The sequence below is a fragment of the Craurococcus roseus genome, from assembly GCF_039523795.1.
Taxonomy (GTDB): domain Bacteria; phylum Pseudomonadota; class Alphaproteobacteria; order Acetobacterales; family Acetobacteraceae; genus Craurococcus; species Craurococcus roseus.
The window spans coordinates 42,166-60,644 of sequence record NZ_BAAAFZ010000092.1 but is presented as its reverse complement, the minus strand read 5'-3'; the positions used below and the strand labels follow the sequence as shown (position 1 = coordinate 60,644).

Annotated in this window: 17 protein-coding genes and 1 other RNA gene; 13 read left to right on the top strand and 5 right to left on the bottom strand. The window is 74.6% G+C overall.

Annotated elements, in window-relative coordinates; all coding sequences use genetic code 11:
- Nucleotides 1–357: 357 nt before the first annotated feature.
- The 10 genes from ABD067_RS23635 to ABD067_RS23590 all read left to right on the top strand — a co-directional run bounded on the left by ABD067_RS23635 (nucleotide 358) and on the right by ABD067_RS23590 (nucleotide 12,775).
- Nucleotides 358–2,013, top strand: a complete 1,656-nt coding sequence (locus ABD067_RS23635; RefSeq protein WP_343897872.1) for a heparinase II/III family protein — start codon at nucleotides 358–360, stop codon at nucleotides 2,011–2,013.
- A gap of 7 nt (nucleotides 2,014–2,020) precedes the next feature.
- Nucleotides 2,021–3,130 (top strand): glycosyltransferase family 4 protein, encoded by a 1,110-nt coding sequence (locus tag ABD067_RS23630; RefSeq protein WP_343897875.1) that lies wholly within the window; start codon nucleotides 2,021–2,023, stop codon nucleotides 3,128–3,130.
- Nucleotides 3,131–3,203: 73 nt separating this feature from the next.
- Nucleotides 3,204–4,157, top strand: coding sequence for a polysaccharide deacetylase family protein (locus tag ABD067_RS23625; RefSeq protein WP_343897871.1), 954 nt, complete (start codon nucleotides 3,204–3,206; stop codon nucleotides 4,155–4,157).
- 129 nt (nucleotides 4,158–4,286) lie between these two features.
- Complete coding sequence (locus ABD067_RS23620; protein WP_343897870.1) at nucleotides 4,287–5,273, top strand: Bug family tripartite tricarboxylate transporter substrate binding protein; 987 nt, start codon at nucleotides 4,287–4,289, stop codon at nucleotides 5,271–5,273.
- 113 nt (nucleotides 5,274–5,386) lie between these two features.
- Nucleotides 5,387–5,848, top strand: coding sequence for a DUF427 domain-containing protein (locus ABD067_RS23615; RefSeq protein WP_343897869.1), 462 nt, complete (start codon nucleotides 5,387–5,389; stop codon nucleotides 5,846–5,848).
- A 61-nt stretch (nucleotides 5,849–5,909) separates the two neighbouring features.
- Entirely contained in the window at nucleotides 5,910–7,679 is a 1,770-nt protein-coding gene (locus ABD067_RS23610) for an ABC transporter transmembrane domain-containing protein (protein ID WP_343897868.1), read from the top strand.
- 171 nt (nucleotides 7,680–7,850) lie between these two features.
- Nucleotides 7,851–9,431: a bifunctional phosphoribosylaminoimidazolecarboxamide formyltransferase/IMP cyclohydrolase gene (purH, locus tag ABD067_RS23605; RefSeq protein ID WP_343897867.1), complete on the top strand. Its 1,581-nt coding sequence runs from the start codon at nucleotides 7,851–7,853 to the stop codon at nucleotides 9,429–9,431.
- Between the two features lie 15 nt (nucleotides 9,432–9,446).
- Entirely contained in the window at nucleotides 9,447–10,778 is a 1,332-nt protein-coding gene (locus ABD067_RS23600) for a DNA recombination protein RmuC (RefSeq protein WP_343897866.1), read from the top strand.
- A complete protein-coding gene (locus tag ABD067_RS23595; protein WP_343897865.1) occupies nucleotides 10,775–12,025 on the top strand; it encodes a NupC/NupG family nucleoside CNT transporter in 1,251 nt (416 codons plus the stop codon). Before ABD067_RS23600 ends, ABD067_RS23595 begins: the two co-directional genes overlap by 4 nt.
- Nucleotides 12,026–12,037: 12 nt before the next feature.
- Complete coding sequence (locus ABD067_RS23590; protein ID WP_343897864.1) at nucleotides 12,038–12,775, top strand: DUF4336 domain-containing protein; 738 nt, start codon at nucleotides 12,038–12,040, stop codon at nucleotides 12,773–12,775.
- Nucleotides 12,776–12,783: 8 nt separating this feature from the next.
- On the opposite strand, the gene ABD067_RS23585 is transcribed toward ABD067_RS23590, so the two are convergent.
- On the bottom strand, nucleotides 12,784–13,185 hold the full coding sequence (locus tag ABD067_RS23585) for a cupin domain-containing protein (RefSeq protein WP_343897863.1): 402 nt from the start codon (nucleotides 13,183–13,185) through the stop codon (nucleotides 12,784–12,786).
- A 69-nt stretch (nucleotides 13,186–13,254) separates the two neighbouring features.
- Between ABD067_RS23585 and ABD067_RS23580 the strand changes: the two genes are divergently transcribed.
- From ABD067_RS23580 to ABD067_RS23570, 3 genes are all read left to right on the top strand, one after another.
- Nucleotides 13,255–13,416, top strand: coding sequence for a hypothetical protein (locus tag ABD067_RS23580; protein WP_343897862.1), 162 nt, complete (start codon nucleotides 13,255–13,257; stop codon nucleotides 13,414–13,416).
- A gap of 63 nt (nucleotides 13,417–13,479) precedes the next feature.
- Nucleotides 13,480–14,826: an aspartate aminotransferase family protein gene (locus ABD067_RS23575; protein ID WP_343897861.1), complete on the top strand. Its 1,347-nt coding sequence runs from the start codon at nucleotides 13,480–13,482 to the stop codon at nucleotides 14,824–14,826.
- Between the two features lie 208 nt (nucleotides 14,827–15,034).
- Entirely contained in the window at nucleotides 15,035–15,220 is a 186-nt protein-coding gene (locus tag ABD067_RS23570) for a CsbD family protein (RefSeq protein ID WP_343897860.1), read from the top strand.
- Between the two features lie 58 nt (nucleotides 15,221–15,278).
- Here the strand turns inward: ABD067_RS23570 and recR are convergent, their stop codons facing one another.
- From recR to ffs, 4 genes are all read right to left on the bottom strand, one after another.
- The gene (gene recR / locus ABD067_RS23565) at nucleotides 15,279–15,884 is read right to left on the bottom strand and encodes a recombination mediator RecR (protein ID WP_343897859.1); all 606 of its coding nucleotides are present in this window, start codon (nucleotides 15,882–15,884) and stop codon (nucleotides 15,279–15,281) included.
- A 19-nt stretch (nucleotides 15,885–15,903) separates the two neighbouring features.
- Nucleotides 15,904–16,239: a YbaB/EbfC family nucleoid-associated protein gene (locus ABD067_RS23560; protein WP_343897858.1), complete on the bottom strand. Its 336-nt coding sequence runs from the start codon at nucleotides 16,237–16,239 to the stop codon at nucleotides 15,904–15,906.
- A gap of 9 nt (nucleotides 16,240–16,248) precedes the next feature.
- On the bottom strand, nucleotides 16,249–18,210 hold the full coding sequence (locus ABD067_RS23555; protein WP_343897857.1) for a DNA polymerase III subunit gamma/tau: 1,962 nt from the start codon (nucleotides 18,208–18,210) through the stop codon (nucleotides 16,249–16,251).
- 33 nt (nucleotides 18,211–18,243) lie between these two features.
- An RNA gene (gene ffs, locus ABD067_RS23550) (signal recognition particle sRNA small type) lies at nucleotides 18,244–18,335 on the bottom strand.
- Nucleotides 18,336–18,479 lie beyond the last annotated feature (144 nt).

The following is an 18,479-nucleotide window of genomic DNA, read 5'->3' as shown; positions in this document are numbered from 1 at the left end:
GCCGGCCCGCGGGGGCCGGCGGGGAACAGCGGCCGCCGGGCGGGGCTGACAGCGGGGGCCGCGGCCGCCCGGACCCGCGCGATCCGGCCCGCGCCGGGCCGGCCGATGGAGGTCACGGGCGTGCCCGGCCGGCGCCGCCGCGTGGCAAAGCGGCCGGGAAGCGTTTGAATGCCTTGCCGGTAGCGAAGTCGCGACGTTAGAAACGCGCCGACATGCCCCGAATGGCCCGCATCGCCCCTCCCCGCTCCGCCGCCACGTTTCGCCGCCCGGGCGGGGAAGCGGCGCGCGCGGCCCCGGGGCCGATCGGCATGGGCGGCGCGGGTGCGGCGGCCGCGCCGCGTGGGGATGTTTGATTTGATGCGTGACATGCTGCGGAACACGCGCCGGATGATCTCCGGCTTCAAGCCGGTGAAGGTGCCCGACGCGCCGGCCCGCTCCTTCCGCGACCTCTGGCCCGGCGACGCCGCGCGCGGCGCGCGCTTGATGCGGGGCGAATTCGAGGCGCTGGGCGCGGTGCGGAGCCTCGACCCGACCCACGACGGCGACGCCGGGTGGGACGAGACCGCCGGCCCGACGGCGTGGCGCGCCGCCGCGCACGGCTTCGCCTGGTTGCGCGACCTCCGGGCGCTGGGCACGGACGCCGCGCGCACGCGGGCGCGCGACCTCACGGAGGACTGGCTTTCCCGCGGCGGCAACCGGGAGATGGCGAACGCGCCCGAGGTGGCGGCGGCGCGCATCTCCGCGTGGCTCGGCCACTGGGATTTCCTGGCGGCGACCGCCGAGGACGGGTTCCGCCGCCGGCTGTTGACGCGCTTGGCGCTCGACGCGCGCGCCTTGTCGGTCGGCCTGCCGGCGGAAGCCTCGCACCGCGGCGCCCTGGTGACGCTGAAGGGCGTGATGGCCGCCGCGGTGGCGCTGGAAGAAGAGGCGTGGCTTTCCCGCGCGCTACGCTTCCTGCCAGGCGAGTTGGAGCGCCAGTTCCACTCCGACGGCGGGCACGTCGAGCGCTCCCCGGGCCAACTCCTGGCCGCCGTGCAGGACCTGATCGAGATCCGCAACCTGCTGCACGGCGCCGGGGTGAACGCGCCGCCCGTGCTGTCGGCCGTGCTGGAGCGCGCCGGGCAGGCGTTACGCCTGTTCAAGCACGGCGACGGCGGCCTCGCCATGTTCAACAGCACGCGCGACGAGGGGCCGGCGCTGGTGGACTTGGTGCTCACCCAAGGCCAAGCGAAGGGCCGCGCGCCGTCGCAGTTGGAGGAGAGCGGGTTCCACCGCCTCCAGGCAGGGCGGGTGGTGGTGATCTGCGACGCCGGGGCGCCGCCGCCGGGCCGCGGGCCCGATGGGGCCACGGGGCTGCCGCGCGGGGCCGACCGCTTCGCCCACGCCGGCACGCTCTCCTTCGAGATGTCGGTCGGGCGCGAGCGCCTCGTCATCAACTGCGGCGCCGCGCCGGCCGCGGAGTCGGGCTGGCGCGACGCGCTGCGCGCCACCGCCGCGCACTCCGCCCTGGTGGTGTCCGAAACCAACAGCTCGGAGCTGCGCGACGAGGGCCTCGGCCGCCGCCCCGAGCGGGTGGAGGCCGAGCGGCACGAGGCCGACGGCGCGCAGTGGCTGGAAGCATCGCACGACGGCTGGCGCCGCCCGTTCGGCGTGGTCCACCGCCGTCGCCTGTACCTGTCGCAGAACGGCGACAACCTCGGCGGCGAGGACATCCTGGAGCCGGGCACGCAGGGCTCCCAGCCGCCGCCCTTCCTGTTGCGCTTCCACCTCCACCCAGACGTGGCCGCCGACGCGGACGAGGACGGGCGGACGGTGCTGCTGCACCTCCCCTCGGGCCAGGGCTGGCGGCTCCGCTGCCACGGCGCGCGCGCGGGGCTGGAGGAGAGCGTCTACGTGGCCGGCGGCGAGGCGCGGCGCGGCGTGCAGGTGGTGCTGCGGGCCGAACCGGGCACGGACCGGGTGCAATGGGCGATCACCCGCGCGTCGGTCGCGGCGCCGGCAGAGGATGGCTGAACCTCCGCTGAAGGTCGCGGAAGTCACCAGCGTCGATTACTCCCTGCGGAACTTCCTGCTGCCGGTGATGCGGGCCGCGCGGGAGCGGGGGCACGAGGTGGTCGGCGTCTGCGCCGACGGCCCGCTGCTGGACGCGCCGCGCGCCGAGGGCTTCCGCATAATCCCGGTGCCGATGGCGCGCAGCCTCGACCCGCGCGCCCAAGTCCGCGCCTTCCGCGCCCTGCTCGACGTGTTCCGCGCCGAGCGCTTCGACCTCGTCCACGCGCACAACCCGATCAGCGGCCTCCTCGGGCGGGCCGCCGCGCGGCGGGCGGGCGTGCCGCGCGTCGCCTACACCTGCCACGGCTTCCTGTTCAACCAGCCCGGCCCGGCGTGGCGGCGCGGCCTCGCGCTCGGGTTGGAGCTGATGGCCGGGCGCCTGACCGACGTGTTCATGACGGTGAGCGAGGAGGAAGCGGCGGACGCGCGGCGCCTCCGCATCCACCCGCGCGCGACGGCCATAGGGAACGGCCGCGACCCGGCGGAATTCCACCCGGACGCGGCCGCGCGCGCCGCCGTGCGGGCCGAACTCGGCGCCGCGCCGGACGCCCGCGTGGTCGTCGTCGTTTCGCGCCTCGTCCGCCACAAAGGCCACCCGGAGCTGCTGCGCGCGATGGAGGACGTGCCCGGCGCCGAGCTGTGGGTGGTTGGCGACCGCCTCCCCACCGACCACGGCGAGCCGCTGGAGCCGCACTTCGCCCGCGCCGAGGCCGCGCTCGGCCCGCGCCTCCGCCGCCTGGGCTACCGGCACGACGTGGCGAGGCTGCTGGCCGCGTCCGACGTCTTCGCCCTGCCGAGCCACTTCGAGGGCCTGCCCATGTCGGTGGTCGAGGCCATGCTGACCGGCCTGCCGGTGGTGGCGACGGACGTGCGCGGGCCGCGGGAGCAGGTGGTGGACGGCGAAAGCGGCTTCCTGGTGCCGCCCTTCGAGACGGCGCCGCTGGCGGACGCGCTGCGCCGCTTGGTGGCGGACCCGGCGCTCCGCGCGCGCATGGGCGAGGCCGGGCGGGCGCGGGCGCTGGAGCGCTACACCGAAGCGAAGGTGATGGCCCGGACGCTCGACCTGCTCGGGCTCTGACGCGCCCGGCCGCCTGTAGCCAGCGCGGGACGGGGCCGGCACCATCGCGCGCACGGCACGACCGGAGCCCGCCATGCCCCCCGACCCCTCCTCCTCCGCCGCCCCGGTCCCTGGCGGGATGCCGCCCGCGTCGCGGGACCTCGCAGGATACCGCGGCCGCCCGCCCGACCCGCGCTGGCCGGACGGGGCGCGCTTGGCCGTGTCCTTCGTGGTCAACGTCGAGGAAGGGGCGGAGCTGTCCCTGTCCAGCGGCGACGAGCGCAACGAAAGCGTCCACGAGGTGCGCGAGGAGGTGGTCGGCGCGCCGGACCCGTGCATGGAGACCCACTTCGCCTACGGCAGCCGCGCCGGCGTCTGGCGCATCCTCGGCCTGTTCGACGCCTTCGGCGCGAAGGCCACCTTCTCCGCTTGCGGCCGCGCGGTGGCCGCGACGCCCGTGCTCGCCGCCGAGCCGCACGCGCGCGGCCACGAGGTGAGCGCCCACGGCTGGCGGTGGGAAAGGCTCGCCGGGATGCCGGAGCCGGTGGAGCGCGCCGTCATCGCCCGCACCGTGGAGGCCATCGCAGAGGGTTGCGGCGAGCGACCCGTGGGCTGGCACACGCGCAGCGCGCCTTCGGTGAACACCCGCCGCCTCCTGGTCGAGGACGGCGGCTTCCTCTACGACAGCGACGCCTACGACGACGACCTGCCGCGCCTGGCGCCGGGCGTCGGCGGGAGGGCGCACGTCATCCTGCCCTACGCCTTCGACACCAACGACATGCGCTTCGCGCCGGGCGCCGGCTTCGTGCAGCCCGAGGACTTCGGCCGCTACTGCACCGCCGCCGCCGACTGGTTGCTGCGCGAAGGCCGCACCGCGCCGAAGATGCTCTCCATCGGCCTGCACCTGCGCATCATCGGTCGCCCGGCGCGGATGCGCGGCCTGGAGATGGTGCTGGAGCACCTGGCGCGAACGCCCGGCGTATGGGTCGCCCGCCGGCGCGACATCGCCCGGCATTGGCTGGCGCTCGCCGGGGCGGAAAGGGGCTGAACTGGCGGGCTTGGCACGGGGGTTGCAACATTCCCGTGCGATCCGCCTTAGGCGCCGGACCGAGGCGTGCGGTGCCGTTTCCATCGGCAGAGCACGCGCCCTGAGCGCCCAGAAACGGGAGAAGCCCCCATGCGACGCCGCCACCTCCTCGCCGCCTCCGCCGCCGGCCTGCTCGCGGCCCCGGCCTCGCTCCGCGCGCAAGGCGGCGCCGGCCCTTGGCCGAACCGCCCGGTGCGGATCATCGTCCCCTACGCGCCGGGCGGCACCTCCGACATCATCGTCCGCCCCATCGCCGAACGGCTGGAGCGCGCCTTCGGGCGGCCTTTCATCGTGGACAACCGCGCCGGCGCGGGCGGGACGGTGGGTTCCGCGGCGGCGGCGGGCGAACGGCCGGACGGCCACACCCTCGTCGTCGCCAACACCGGCCCGCTCGCGGTGGCGCCATCCTTGTACCCGAACCTTTCCTACGACCCGGCGCGAGCCTTCGCCTGGGTCGCCATGTTCGGCGGCGCACCGATCGTCTGCGCCGTGAAGGGCGACGGCCCGATCCGCGGCATGGACGAGTACCTCGCGGCGGCGAAGGCGCGGCCGGAGGCGGTGAGCTTCGGCTCCAGCGGCGTCGGCTCAGCCGGCCACCTCACCGGCGTCCTCTTCGGCATGGAGACGGGGGCGAGGATGCTGCACATCCCCTACCGCGGCGCGGGCGAGGCGCAGCAGGCGGTGCTGTCGGGCGACACCACCTCGCTCTGGGACACCAGCGGCGCGAACGCCGCCGCGATCCGCGCCGGCACGCTGCGCGGCTTGGCGGTGTCCTCGGCCGAGCGCGTGTCCGCGCTGCCCGCGGTGCCGACGCTGAAGGAACTCGGCTGGCCCGGCGTGGTCTCCACCAACTGGTTCCTGCTCGCGGCGCCCGCGGGGCTGGACCCCGCCATCGCCGCGCGGCTGGCCGAAGCGGTGCATGGCGCGCTGGCCGAGCCGGCGATCCGCGAACGGCTGGACGCTTCCGGCGTCGTCTCCCTCGGCCAGATGACGGCCCAGGCCATCGCCGCCTTCGTGGCGGAGGAAACCGCGCGCTGGGCGCCGGTGGTGCGCGCCAGCGGGGCGAAGCCGAGCTGATGGCGCCGGTTGAAGCCGCCGCGTCCAGGGTCTAGGAGCGTCGCGCCACCGCCGGAACCGCTTCCCCGCACCGCGGCCGAAGGCCGTCCGCCGGGCGGGCGAGGAGCCGAGCGATGGAGAACGTCTGGGACTACCCGCGGCCGCCCGCCCTGGAGCCGGTCGCCAAATCGGTGCGGATCGACTTCGCCGGGCGCACGATCGCGGCCACCGGGGCGGCGTTCCGCGTGCTGGAAACCTCGCACCCGCCGGTTTACTACCTGCCGCGCGAGGCTTTCACCGGCTGCGCGCTGGAGCCGGCGCCCGGCGGCAGCTTCTGCGAGTGGAAGGGCGCGGCGCGCTACTGGAGCATCCGCGTCGGCGACCGCGTGGCGGAGCGGGCCGCCTGGAGCTACCCGGACCCCAGTCCCGCGTTCGCCGCCATCCGCGACCACTTGGCGGTCTATGCCGGCGCCATGGACCGTTGTTTCGTCGACGACGAAGCGGTGACGCCGCAGCCGGGCGGCTTCTACGGCGGCTGGATCACCAGCGACCTCCAAGGCCCGTTCAAGGGCGGCCCCGGCAGCATGGGCTGGTGAGGGGGCGGGGCGGCACGGGACCGTGCCCCGAGGCTAGACGGGCTTCGGGTGAGCCGTGTCCATGACTCCGCCCGCGTCCGGAGCGCAGGCCGGCGTCGCCTCGCTGCGCCTTTTGCTGCCGCACCTCCGGCCCTATGCCGCCCGCGCCGCCGGCGCGGCGGTGGCGCTGCTGCTGGCGGCGGGGCTGGTGCTCGCGCTCGGCCAGGGCTTGCGCCGGCTGGTCGATGAGGGCTTCGCCGACGGCGCGCCCGGACAGCTCGACCGCGCCGCCCTGTTCCTGTTCGCCGTGGTCGCGGCGCTCGCTGTCGCCACCTCGGCCCGGTTCTACCTCGTGTCCTGGCTCGGCGAGCGGGTGGCGGCGGACGTCCGGCGCGACGTGTTCGGCCATGTCATCGGCCTGTCGCCCGCCTTCTTCGACACCGCGCGGACCGGGGACATCCTGTCGCGGCTGACCGCCGACGTGGCGCTGCTGCAAGCCTTGATCGGCTCGGCGATCTCCATGGGCCTCCGCAACGTCCTCACCGGCCTCGGCGCCTTCGCCATGCTGGTGGCGACCAGCCCCAAGCTCGCCGGGGTGGTGCTGGTGGTGGTCCCTTTCGTGGTGGGGCCGCTGGTGCTGTTCGGAAGGCGCGAGCGGCGCTTGTCGCGCACGGCGCAGGAGCGCGTGGCCGACCTCGCCGCGACGGCGGAGGAGGCGCTGAACGGCCTCCGCACCGTGCAGGCCTTCACCCACGAGCCGCTGGAACGGGCGCGCTTCTCCGCCGAGGCCGAGCGGTCGGTGGAGGCGGCGCTGCGGCGGGTGGCCTCGCGGAGCGCGCTGATCCTGGCGGTGGTGCTGCTCGGCTTCGGGGCGATCACCTTCAGCCTGTGGGTCGGCGGGCGCGACGTGGTCGCGGGGCGGATGACCGGCGGCGAGCTGTCGGCCTTCGTGTTCTACGCCGTGCTGGTGGCGAGCAGCGGGGCGACGCTGAGCGAGCTGTGGGGCGAAATCCAGCGCGCCGCCGCCGCCGCCGACCGTCTGGCAGAGCTGCTGGCCGTCCGCCCCGCCATCGCCGCGCCGCCCTCGCCCCGGCGGCTGCCCAGCCCGTCCGCCGGCCGGGTGGCGTTCGAGGCGGTGCGCTTCGCCTACCCCACCCGCCCCGGCGCCGGCGCGCTGGACGGCTTCACCTTGCGGGTGGCGCCGGGGGAAACGGTGGCGCTGGTCGGCCCGTCCGGCGCCGGCAAGACCACGGTGCTGCAACTGCTGATGCGCTTCTACGATCCCCAGGCCGGGCGGGTGCTGGTGGACGGCGTCGATATCCGCGCGGTCGATCCCGCCGACCTCCGCGCGCGGCTGGGCCTGGTGCCGCAGGAGCCGGTGGTGTTCGGCGCGAGCGCGGCGGAGAACATCCGCTACGGCCGCCCGGACGCCACCGACGCCGAGGTGCGCGCGGCGGCGGAAGCGGCCGGTGCCGCCGCCTTCATCGCGGCGCTGCCGCGGGGCTACGACACCCACCTCGGAGCACGGGGCGCCACCCTGTCGGGCGGCCAGCGCCAGCGCATCGCCATCGCGCGGGCGGTGCTGCGCGACCCGCCGATCCTGCTGCTGGACGAGGCGACCAGCGCCCTCGACGCCGAGTCCGAGGACGCGGTGCGGCGCGCCCTGGAGCGGCTCTCGCGCGGGCGCACCACGCTGGTGGTGGCGCACCGCTTGGCGACGGTGCGGCGGGCCGACCGGATCGTGGTGATGGAGGCCGGGCAAATCGTGGCCACCGGCACCCACGCGGAACTGGTGCGGGAGGGCGGCCTCTACGCGCGGCTCGCGGCGCTGCAATTCAGCGATGGCGCGTAGGCGGCCCGGACCGGCCGGAACCGGGGCGGCGGGGAGCCCACCGGTCCCATAGTCCAGATCGGTGGCGGCCTGCTCACGGCCAAACGGCGCGGGCCTCCGTTCTGGGTGTTTCCACCCAAGGCGGTCGTAGGCTAGGAGCAGCGCGCCCACCGCCGGAGCCGCTTCCCCGCCATGACCGACGCCGTCGTCCCCGTCCGCCGCGCGCTGCTCTCCGTGTCCGACAAGGCTGGGCTGGTGGAGTTCGGGCGCTTCTTGGCGAGGCAAGGCGCCGAAATCCTCTCCACCGGCGGCACGGCGCGGGCGCTGCGCGAGGCCGGCGTTCCTGTGAAGGACGTCTCGGACCACACCGGCTTCCCCGAGATCCTCGACGGCCGCGTCAAGACGCTGGTGCCGCAGATCCACGGCGGGCTGCTCGGCCGGCGCGACCTCCCGGCGCACCTCGCGCAGATGCGGGAGCACGGCATCGCGCCGATAGACCTCGTCGTGGTGAACCTCTACCCCTTCGAGGCCACTGTCGCGGGCGGCGCCGGCTTCGCCGATTGCATCGAGAACATCGACATCGGCGGCCCGGCAATGATCCGCAGCGCCGCCAAGAACCACGCCCACGTCGCGGTGCTGACCGAGCCGGCGCAACTCGGCGAGGTGCGGGCGGAGATCGAGGCGAAGGGCGGCACCACGCTGGCGCTGCGGCGGCGCTTGGCGGCGGCGGCCTTCGCGCGCACGGCGGCCTACGACGCCGCCATCTCCGGCTGGTTCGTGGCGCAGGAGGGCGAGGCGTTCCCGCCCCGCTTCGCCTTCGCCGGCGCCCTGAAGCAGACGCTCCGCTACGGCGAGAACCCGCACCAGCGCGCCGCCTTCTACACGGACGGCACCGCCCGCCCCGGCATCGCCACCGCCGCGCAGGCGCAGGGCAAGGAGCTGTCCTACAACAACCTCAACGACACCGACGCCGCCTTCGAGTGCGTGGCGGAGTTCGAGCGGCCGGCCATCGTCATCGTCAAGCACGCCAACCCGTGCGGCGTGGCGGTGGCGGACGACCTCGCCGCCGCCTGGGACTTGGCGTTGCGCTGCGACCCGGTTTCGGCCTTCGGCGGCATCGTCGCGGCGAACCGGACCCTGGACGCGGCGGCGGCGGAGCGCATCACCGCCATCTTCACCGAAGTCGTCGTGGCGCCGGACGCGGACGAGGCGGCGAAGGCGGTGTTCGCGCGCAAAAAGAACCTCCGCCTGCTGCTGACCGGCGGGATGCCGGACCCGGCGGCGCCGGGCATGACGTTCAAGAGCGTTTCCGGCGGCTTCCTGGCCCAGTCGCGCGACGCCGGGCGGGTCGCCGCGCCGGACCTCAAGGTGGTTACGAAGCGCGCGCCCACCGAAGCGGAGTTGGCGGACCTGCTCTTCGCCTTCCGCGTCTGCAAGCACGTGAAGTCCAACGCCATCGTCTACGCCAAGGGCGGAGCCACGGTCGGCATAGGCGCGGGGCAGATGAACCGGGTCGAGAGCAGCCGCATCGCCGCCTGGAAGAGCGAGGCGGCGGCCAAGGCCGCGGGCCTGCCCGAGCCGCTGGCCAAGGGCGGCGTCGTCGCCTCCGACGCCTTCTTCCCCTTCGCCGACGGCTTGCAGACCGCGGCGGCGGCGGGCGCGACCGCGGTGATCCAGCCGGGCGGCTCAATGCGGGACGCCGAGGTGATCGCGGCGGCGGACGAGGCCGGGCTGGCGATGGTCTTCGCGGGCATGCGACACTTCCGCCACTAGCGTCGGAGTCGCGCCTTGGCCGATTACACCCTCCCCCTGCTTGGCCTGCTGGCCCTGCTCGCGCTCGGCATGGTGGTCGTCGTGCTGCTCCGCCGGCCCTCTGGCGGCGGCGGGGAAGCGGTGCTGGCGGCCCTGTCCGGCAAGCTGGACGCGCTGAGCGCGGCGCAGGACCGGCAGGCGGCGGCGTCGGGCGAGCGTATGGCGTCCCAGGAACGCCTGCTGGCGGACCGGTTGGCCGAAGCCCGCACCGCCACGGACGCCGCCCTCGCCTCGCAGCGGGAACGGCTGCTCGCGCAGGAGCAACTGCTGGCCGACCGCCTCGCGGAGTCGACCCGGATGCTGACGGAGGCAATGACCAAGGCGCTCACCGCGCAGAACGTTCGGCTGGCCCAGGGCGAGCAGGCGATGGCGGACCGCTTGGCCGCGACCCAGGAGGCGCTAGCGGCCGCCGTCGCCGCGCAGAACGAGAAGCTCGGCCGCGTGCTCTCCGACAGCGCCGTGAAGGCCGAGGAGACCGCGGGCAAGATCCACGAGCGGCTGGCGGTGATCGACGCCGCGCGGGCCAACATGGAAGCTCTGGGCGCGCAGGTGGGCAGCCTGGCGCAGATCCTCGGCAACAAGCAGGCCCGCGGCGCCTTCGGCGAGGTGCAGCTCCGGCAGTTGATCGAGGACCGGCTGCCGGCGGACGGCTTCATCTGGCAGCACACGCTCGCCAACAAGACCCGCTGCGACTGCCTGATCCGCCTGCCGCACCCGCCCGGCCCCATCGCGGTGGACAGCAAATTCCCGCTGGAAGCCTGGCTCGCCGCCCGCGACGCCACGGACGACGCCGGGCGCATCGCCGCCACCAAGCGCTTCGCCACCGACATCGTCCGGCACGTGGACGACGTGGCCGGCAAGTACATCTGCCCGGGCGAAACGGCGGAGGGCGCGCTGATCTTCGTGCCCAGCGAGGCGATTTACGCCGACCTGCACTCCGTCCACCCCGGCGTGGTGGAGGCGGCGGCGCGGCGCGGCATCTACATCGTCTCGCCTTCCACGCTCTGGGCCGTGCTCGGCACCATGCGGGCGCTGATGCAAGACGTGCGGATGCGGGCGGAGGCCGGGATGATCAAGCACCAAGTGGCGGCGCTGGTGCAGGACGTCAGCCGCCTGGACGACCGTGTGGCGAAGCTGAAGAAGCACTTCGCCGACATGCAGGGCGACGTCATGCAGATCGAGATCAGCACGGCCAAGATCGCCCGCCGCGGCGCGCAGATCGAGGCGGTGGAGCTGTCCGACCTGCCGGCCCTGCCCGCGCCGTCCCCCGACGAAGGGGCGCCGGTCGTCCCGCTACGCCGGGGTTGAGCGCCCTCCAGTTCCAAAGCCTCCTCGGCCTGCCGCTGCTCTGCGCGCTGGCCTGGGCCTGCGGCGGCTGCCGGCGCGGCGTCCGCCCGCGGATCGTCGCGGCCGGCCTCCTGGGCCAAGTTCTGCTCGGCGCCGCGCTCCTGCACGTCCCGCCGCTCCGCGCCGCCTTCGCGCTGGTGGGCGGCGCGGTGAACGCGCTCGCGGCCGCGACGCGCGCCGGCACGTCGCTGGTCTTCGGCTACCTCGGCGGGGCGCCGCTTCCCTTCGCGGAGACGGCGCCGGGCGCGAGCTTCATCCTGTTCTTCCAGGCGCTGCCGTTGGTACTCGTCGTCGGCGCCCTTTCCGCCGTGCTGTACCACTGGCGCGTGCTGCCGGCCGTCGTCGCGCTGCTGGCGCGTGGGCTCCGGTGGCTCTTCGGCCTGTCGGGCGCCTGCAACCTCGGCGTCGCGGCCAACGTCTTCGTCGGCATGGTGGAGGCGCCGCTGCTGGTCCGGCACTGGCTGGGCGGCTTCTCGCGGGCGGAGCTGTTCGTGACCATGGTGGCCGGCCTCGCCACCATCAGCGGCAACATGCTGGTGGTCTACGCCACGATGATCGCGCCGGTGGTGCCGGACGCCGCGGGGCAGCTCCTGGCCGCGAGCCTGATCTCCGCCCCCGCCGCCATCCTCACCGCGCTGCTGATGATGCCGGAGCGGGAGGGCGCGCCCCCGTCGCCGGACGCGGAAGCGGCGCAACCCCGCCTGTACGACAGCACCATGGACGCGCTGGTGCGCGGCACGGCGGACGGGCTCGGGCTGCTGCTGGGCATCATGGCGTCGCTGATCGTCTTCGTCGCCCTGGTCGCGTTGGCGAACGCGGCGCTGGAACCGCTCACCGGGCTGACCTTGCAGCAGATCGCCGCTTGGCTGTTCTGGCCGCTCGCCTGGGCCATGGGCGTGCCGGCGGGGGAGTGCGCCACGGTCGCGCGGCTGCTCGGCGTCAAGGTGGTGGTGAACGAGTTCGTCTCCTACCTCGAACTCGCCTCGACCGGCGGCGCCGGCCTGTCGGAGCGGTCGCGCCTCGTCCTCGCCTACGCGCTCTGCGGCTTCACCAATTTCGGCTCGGTCGGCATCATGGTGACGGGCATGGCGGCGATGTGCCCGGAGCGGCGGGCGGAGATCGTCTCGCTCGGCCTGCCGAGCCTCGTCGCCGCGTCCATCGCCTGCTGCATGGCCGGCGCCACGGTGGGGCTGCTGACGCCGCCCTGAAGGAGAACCCGCATGGCCGAGGACGGCACCTACCCGCCGCTCGACACGCCGAAGCCGCTGGCGGAGGGCGTCTGGATCGTGGACGGCGCGCCGCAGCGCGTCCTCGGCCTGTCGCTGCCCACCCGGATGGCCGTGCTGCGGCTGGCCGACGGCGGCCTCTGGCTGCACTCGCCGACGCGGCACACGCCGGCGCTCCAGGCGGAGTTGGAGAAGCTCGGCCCGGTGCGGCACCTCGTCGCGCCCAACACCGCGCACTGGGTCCACGCCTCGCCCTGGCACAAGGCCGTGCCGGACGCGAAGCTCTGGGCCGCGCCCGGCGTCGCGGACCGCGCCCGCGGGCAGGACGTGCATCTCCGCGTGTCCGGCGGAACGTTGGGCGACGCGGCGCCCCCGGATTGGGAAGGCCAGATCGAGCACGCCGTCTTCAGCGCCCCCGGCTTGGTCGAGGTGGCGTTCCACCACCGCGCGAGCCGCACCCTGATACTGACCGACGGCATCCAGGCGATGCGCTCCGCCGACCTGCCGCTGGCGACGCGGCTGTTCGCCCGCGTCGTCGGCTCGGCCGCGCCGGAAGGCGAAACGCCCGCGCACCTGAAGCTCCTGCTCAACCGGCGCCGGGCGGCGAACCGCGCGGCGGCGGAACGGCTGCTCGCGCTCCGGCCGGAGCGCGTGGTCTTCGCCCACGGCGACTTCTACAAGGAGGACGGCACGGCGCGGCTGCGGGGCGCCCTCGATTGGCTGGTGGGCTGACCCGCCGCTCAGTGGGCCATGTCGAGGAAGGGCGTGCCAGGCTCGGCGACGTAGACGATGACCACGCGCAGCGGCGCGTCGGCGCTGCGGTTGTAGCCGGTCATGCGCACGCCGGGCGGCTCCACCAGCGCCTCCCCGGCGCGCACCGTGACGGTCTCCCTCCCCTCCAGTTCCAGCGTGAACGGCCCTTCCAGCACGTACACGGTCACGGGGTGGCGGTGGGTGTGGAACACGGTGCGGTCGCCGGGCCGGAAGCTGGCGGTCAGCACCTGCACCTCCTGCCGCTCGCCGCGCGGCATGCCCGCGACCGTCTCCTTCAGCAGCAGGCGCGGGCGGGCGAGGCCGGCCTCCTGCGCCGGAGCGGGTACAGCGGCGGCGAGCAAAGCGGCGACGGCGAAAAACTTGCGCATGCGGTACGTCCTCCCGTCCCGGAAATGTCCGAGCGGCCGCAAAGGTCCGCCACGGCGGTCGGACGGTGCGTGGTAGCGTTTTCGCGCTGGGGCGCTGAACCCTACACGCGGCTCGACGGCGGCGCCGTCACGCTCCGCGCCGCGGCCTTCACCGACCGCGACGAGGCGGGGCTCGTGACTTCCGTACGCCTCTACACGGACACCGGGCCGCTCTTCGCGCCGGGCGGCTGACCCGCCGGAGTTGGCCCGGCAACGGCCGGCGTGCCACCCTCCCCGGCGGAGGTGCCATCCGCCATGCCGTCGTCGCACATCATCCACCGCACCCTGCGGTCCGACCCGCCGCTCGCGCTCCGCGGCGAGGGCGTCTACCTCTACGACGAGACGGGGCGCGCGATCATCGACGGTTCAGGCGGCGCGGCGGTGGCGTGCCTCGGCCACGGACACCCGAAGGTCGTCGCGGCCATCAAGGCGCAGCTCGACAAGCTCGCCTACGCGCACACCAGCCTGTTCTCCTGCGAACCCGCGGAGCGGCTGGCCGACACGTTGGTGGGCCACGCGCCGGGCGGGCTGACCCACGCCTGGTTCTGCTCCTCCGGCTCGGAAGGGAACGAGGCGGCGCTGAAGCTGGCGCGGCAGTACTTCATCGAGATCGGCCAGCCGCAACGGACGCGCTTCATCGCCCGGCGGCAGAGCTACCACGGCAACACGCTCGGCGCGCTGGCGGCCGGCGGCAACGCCATGCGCCGGGCGCCCTACGCGCCGATCCTGTCGGGCGCCTTCAGCCACGTCTCGCCCTGCTACCCCTACCGCGAGCGGCACAGCGGCGAGACGGACGCGGAGCACGTCGGGCGCCTCGCCGCCGAGCTGGAAGCGGAGTTCCAGCGCCTCGGCCCCGGCACCGTCATCGCCTTCATCGCCGAAACGGTGGTCGGCGCCACGCTCGGCTGCGCCACCGCCCTCCCCGGCTACTTCCCCGCCGTGCGCGAGGTCTGCGACCGCCACGGCGCGCTGCTGATCCTGGACGAGGTGATGTGCGGCATGGGCCGCACCGGCACGATGCACGCCTGGGAAGCGGAGGACGTGGCGCCCGACATCCAGGTGGTGGCGAAGGGCCTGGGCGGCGGCTACCAGCCGATCGGCGGCGTCCTCGCGCACCGGCGCGTGGTGGAGGGCCTCGCTTCGGGCAGCGGCGCCTTGGCGCACGGCCACACCTACCAAGCGCACCCGATCGCCTGCGCCGCGGCCCTGGCGGTCCAGGAGGCGATCGCCGAGGAAGGGCTGTTGGAGAACGTGCGGCGCATGGGCGCGCTGCTGGAAGCGCGGCTCACCGAGCGCCTGGGCAACCACCGCGAGGTCGGCGACATCCGCGGCCGGGGCCTGTTCTGGGCCGTGGAGCTCGTGCGGGACCGCGCCACAAAGGAGCCCTTCGACCCTGCGCTGAAGCTGCACGAGCGGGTGAAGCTGGAAGCCTATGCGCGCGGACTCGCCTGCTACCCAATGAACGGCACCATCGACGGCAAGCGCGGCGACCACGCCATCCTGGCGCCGCCCTACACCGCGGACGCGACGCAAATCGACATGATCGCGGAGCGCTTCGGCGACGCGGTCGAGGCCGCTTTGGCGAGCGCGCGGGAAGGGTGAGCGGCGGCCCAGGACCTGCCGGCCGGGCGAGCCGGCCGCCGGACCGCGCGCGAAGCCGACGCCTTGCGCCGCGCGCCGGCCCTTAGCACGGCGACCCGTTCCGCCGACGGCGGCCCGCACCGGGAACGATGGCAACCCGCAACGCGCCGGGGCGTTCCATTCCCGGAAGCGGCCGCGCGAGGCGGTGCGCAGCCCGGAGGAAAGCCGTATGGACAAGGACCGCATCGAAGGCGCCGCCAAGCAGGCCAAGGGCGCCGTGAAGGACATGGCCGGCAAGGTCACCGGCGACGAGAAGCTCCAAGCCGAAGGCAAGGCCGACAAGGCCGAGGGCAAGGTCCAGAACACCGTCGGCGGCGCCAAAGACGGCGTGCGCGACGCGGTGAACAAGACCTGAGCCGACAAGGCGTTTCGACGGGTCGGGGCGCGGTGCAAGCCGCGCCCCGCTCGCGTTGCTAGACTGAGCGCCGCGCCTTCAGCGCCGCGGCCAAGGTTCCCTCGTCCAGCACGTCGAGCGCGCCGCCGATAGGCACCCCCTGCGCCAGCCGCGTGACGCGCACGCCGGTCGGGCGCAGGCGGTCGGTGAGGTAGTGGGCGGTGGTGGCGCCGTCCACGGTCGCGGGCAGCGCGAGGATGACCTCTTCGACCTTGCCCTCCGCCAGCCGGGCCAGCAGCGGCTGGATGGACAAGTCCTCCGGCCCTGTGCCGCCCAGCGCCGAGAGGGTGCCGCCCAGCACGTGGTAAAGGCCGCGATGGGCATGCGCGCGCTCCAGCGCCCACAGGTCGGCGACGCCCTCCACCACGCAGACCAGTTCGCGCTCGCGGTCCGGGTCGCGGCAGATGGAGCACGGGTCGCGCGCGTCGAGGTTGCCGCAAACGCCGCAGGGCCGCACCGCTTCCGCAGCTTTCTGCAAGGCTTCGGCCAGAGGCAGCATCTGCTGCTCCGGCCGCATCAGCATCTTGAGCACGGCGCGCCGGGCACTGCGTCGGCCGAGGCCTGGCAGGCGCGACAGCAGGCCGATCAGGTGCTCGATCGGGTCGTCGGCGCCGCCGGCGGCCATGCCCGTCGTCGGCCGGGGGTCAGAACGGCAGCTTGAGGCCGCCCGGCAGCCCGCCCGGCAGGTTCAGCCCGCCGGTCGCCTTCTGCATCTCCTCGGCCATCACCGCCTCCACCTTCTGCTTGGCGTCGGCGTGGGCGGCGACCAGCAGGTCCTCCAGCACCTCGCGCTCGTCGGCCGCCATCAGGCTCGGGTCGATGGACACGCGGCGCAGGTCGCCCTTGCCGGTCAGCGTCACCTTGACCATGCCGGCGCCGGCGGCGCCCTCCACCTCGGTCACCTCCAGCTTCGCCTGCATCTCCTGCATGCGCCCCTGCATCTGCTGCGCCTGCTTGAGCATCTGGGAAAGATTCTTCATGGCTGGGGCCTACCTGTCTTCCGGTGGGATGGGTTGGTCGTCGTCGGCTTCGACCGGGGCGGCGTCGTCCTGCGGCACCTCCCCGGCCTCGGCGGCGGGCTGCGCGGCGGCGGCGGCGTCCGGCAACAGGCCGTAGGCGTCCACCGCGGCGTCTCGCACCTCTTCGATGGTGGCGCCGGGAAAGGCCGCGAGCACCGCTTGCACCAGCGGGTGGGTGCGCGCGAGGTCGCGGCGGTTGGCGTCGGCGGCGCGGCCCTGGTCGGCCAGGGTCGGCTCGCCTTCGGCGTTGCTCAGCGCGATGGCCCAACGGGCGCCGGTGGCCTCCTGCAACAGCGTCCCGAGCTGCGCAGCGAAGTCGCGCGGCACCTCCGGCCGGACGCGGAGTTCGAGCCGCCCCGGGGCGAAGCGGACGAGATGGGTGCTGTGGACCAGGTGGGCGTGCATCATGGGGCGGCGGCCGGAGGCCAGCGCCACCACCTCGCGGAAGGTCTGCGGATTCGCCAAGGCCGGCGCCGCCGCGACGGCGTCCGTCGCAGGCGCCGCCATCGCGCCGCCACCGCCGGCCACGGCGCGCACCGCCACCGCGCCGCCGCCCGAACCGTTGGGCACCGGGGGCGGCGCGCCCGACGCCGCCGTGCCGCCTTCGACCAAGCGCCGGACCAGGTCGCCCGGCGTCGGCATCTCCGCCACGTGGGCGAGGCGGATCAGCACCATCTCCGCCGCGGCGCGCCGGTCCACGCCCTCCTGCTGCACCTCGGCCAAGCCCTTGAGCAGCATCTGCCACGCGCGGCCGAGCACGGGGACGGAAAGGCGGGCCGCCAGCGCCGCCCCACGCCCGCGCTCGTCCTCCGTCAGCGAAGGGTCGTCGCGCAGGCCCGGCACGCTGCGCAGCCGCGTCAGCGTGTGGGTCAGCTCCGACAGGTCCTGGAGCACCACCAGCGGGTCGGCGCCGCGCTCGTGCGCGCGGTCCATCAGGGTGAGAGCGGCCGGCACATCGCCCGCCATCACCGCTTCCATCAGGTCCATCACCAGGCCGCGGTCGGCGAGGCCCAGCATGTTGCGCACCGCCTCGGCGGTGACCGCGCCGCCGCCTTCGGCGCCGCCCAGCGCGATGGCCTGGTCCAGCAGCGACAGCCCGTCGCGCACGCTGCCGTCGGCGGCGCGGGCGATCATGGCCAGCGCCTCCGGCTCCGCCTGCACGCCCTCCTTGGCCGCGATGCCGGCGAAGTGGGCGCGCAGCTCGGCCTGCGGCACGCGCTTCAGGTGGAAGGTCTGGCAGCGCGACAGGATGGTCGCCGGCACCTTGCGCAGCTCGGTGGTGGCGAAGAGGAACTTCACCGCGGGCGGCGGCTCCTCCAGGGTCTTGAGCAGCGCGTTGAAGGCCTGGGTCGAGAGCATGTGCACCTCGTCCAGGATGGTGACGCGGAAGCGGGCGCGGGCCGGGCGGTAGCGCACCGCTTCGCGCAGCTCGCGCACGTCGTCCACGCTGTTGTTGCTGGCGGCGTCCATCTCCACCACGTCCGGGTGGCGGTCCGCCAGGATGGCGCGGCACTCCGGGCACATGCCGCAGGGCTCGGGCGTCGGCCCGCCGGTGCCGTCAGGCCCGACGCAGTTCAGCGCCCGGGCGATGATGCGCGCTGTGGTGGTCTTTCCCACGCCGCGCACCCCGGTGAGCATGAAGGCGTGCGCCACCCGGTTCTGCGCGAAGGCGTTGCGCAAGGTGCGGACGAGCGCGTCCTGCCCGATCAGTTCGGCGAAGGTGGACGGGCGGTACTTGCGGGCGAGGACGCGGTAGGGAGTGCCCGGAGCTTCCGACGCGGCCGCCGCCGCGGGCGGTGGCGCCGGCGCCGCGGCATCGCCGCCCCCGAACAGGCCCGGCCCCTCGGCGGGCGGGGGCTCCGGCAGGCCTTCCTCTCGCGGCTCGTCCTCGGCGGGGGCGGCATTCCCGGTGCCGAACAGGGTGCTGGCCATGCCCGCGCGACGGACCTCGAAGCGATTGGGGTGGAAGACCGGCGAAGCGACCCGGGCGGAAACTCGTTGCGGCTGCTTCCTTCCGGACCTGACCGGGTTGGCGAGGCGCCCGTCCGTCACCGGCCTTCCGAGGCGACCATATCATGCCTGGGTAGGCGCGGCGCAAGGCGGGGAAGGTCCAGCCGGCGCGGGTTGGGCCTCCGCCGTCCCCCGTTCCGCCCGGCGCCCATGGCATCGGCCCGGCGACCCGGTCGCCCGCATTTTGCTTT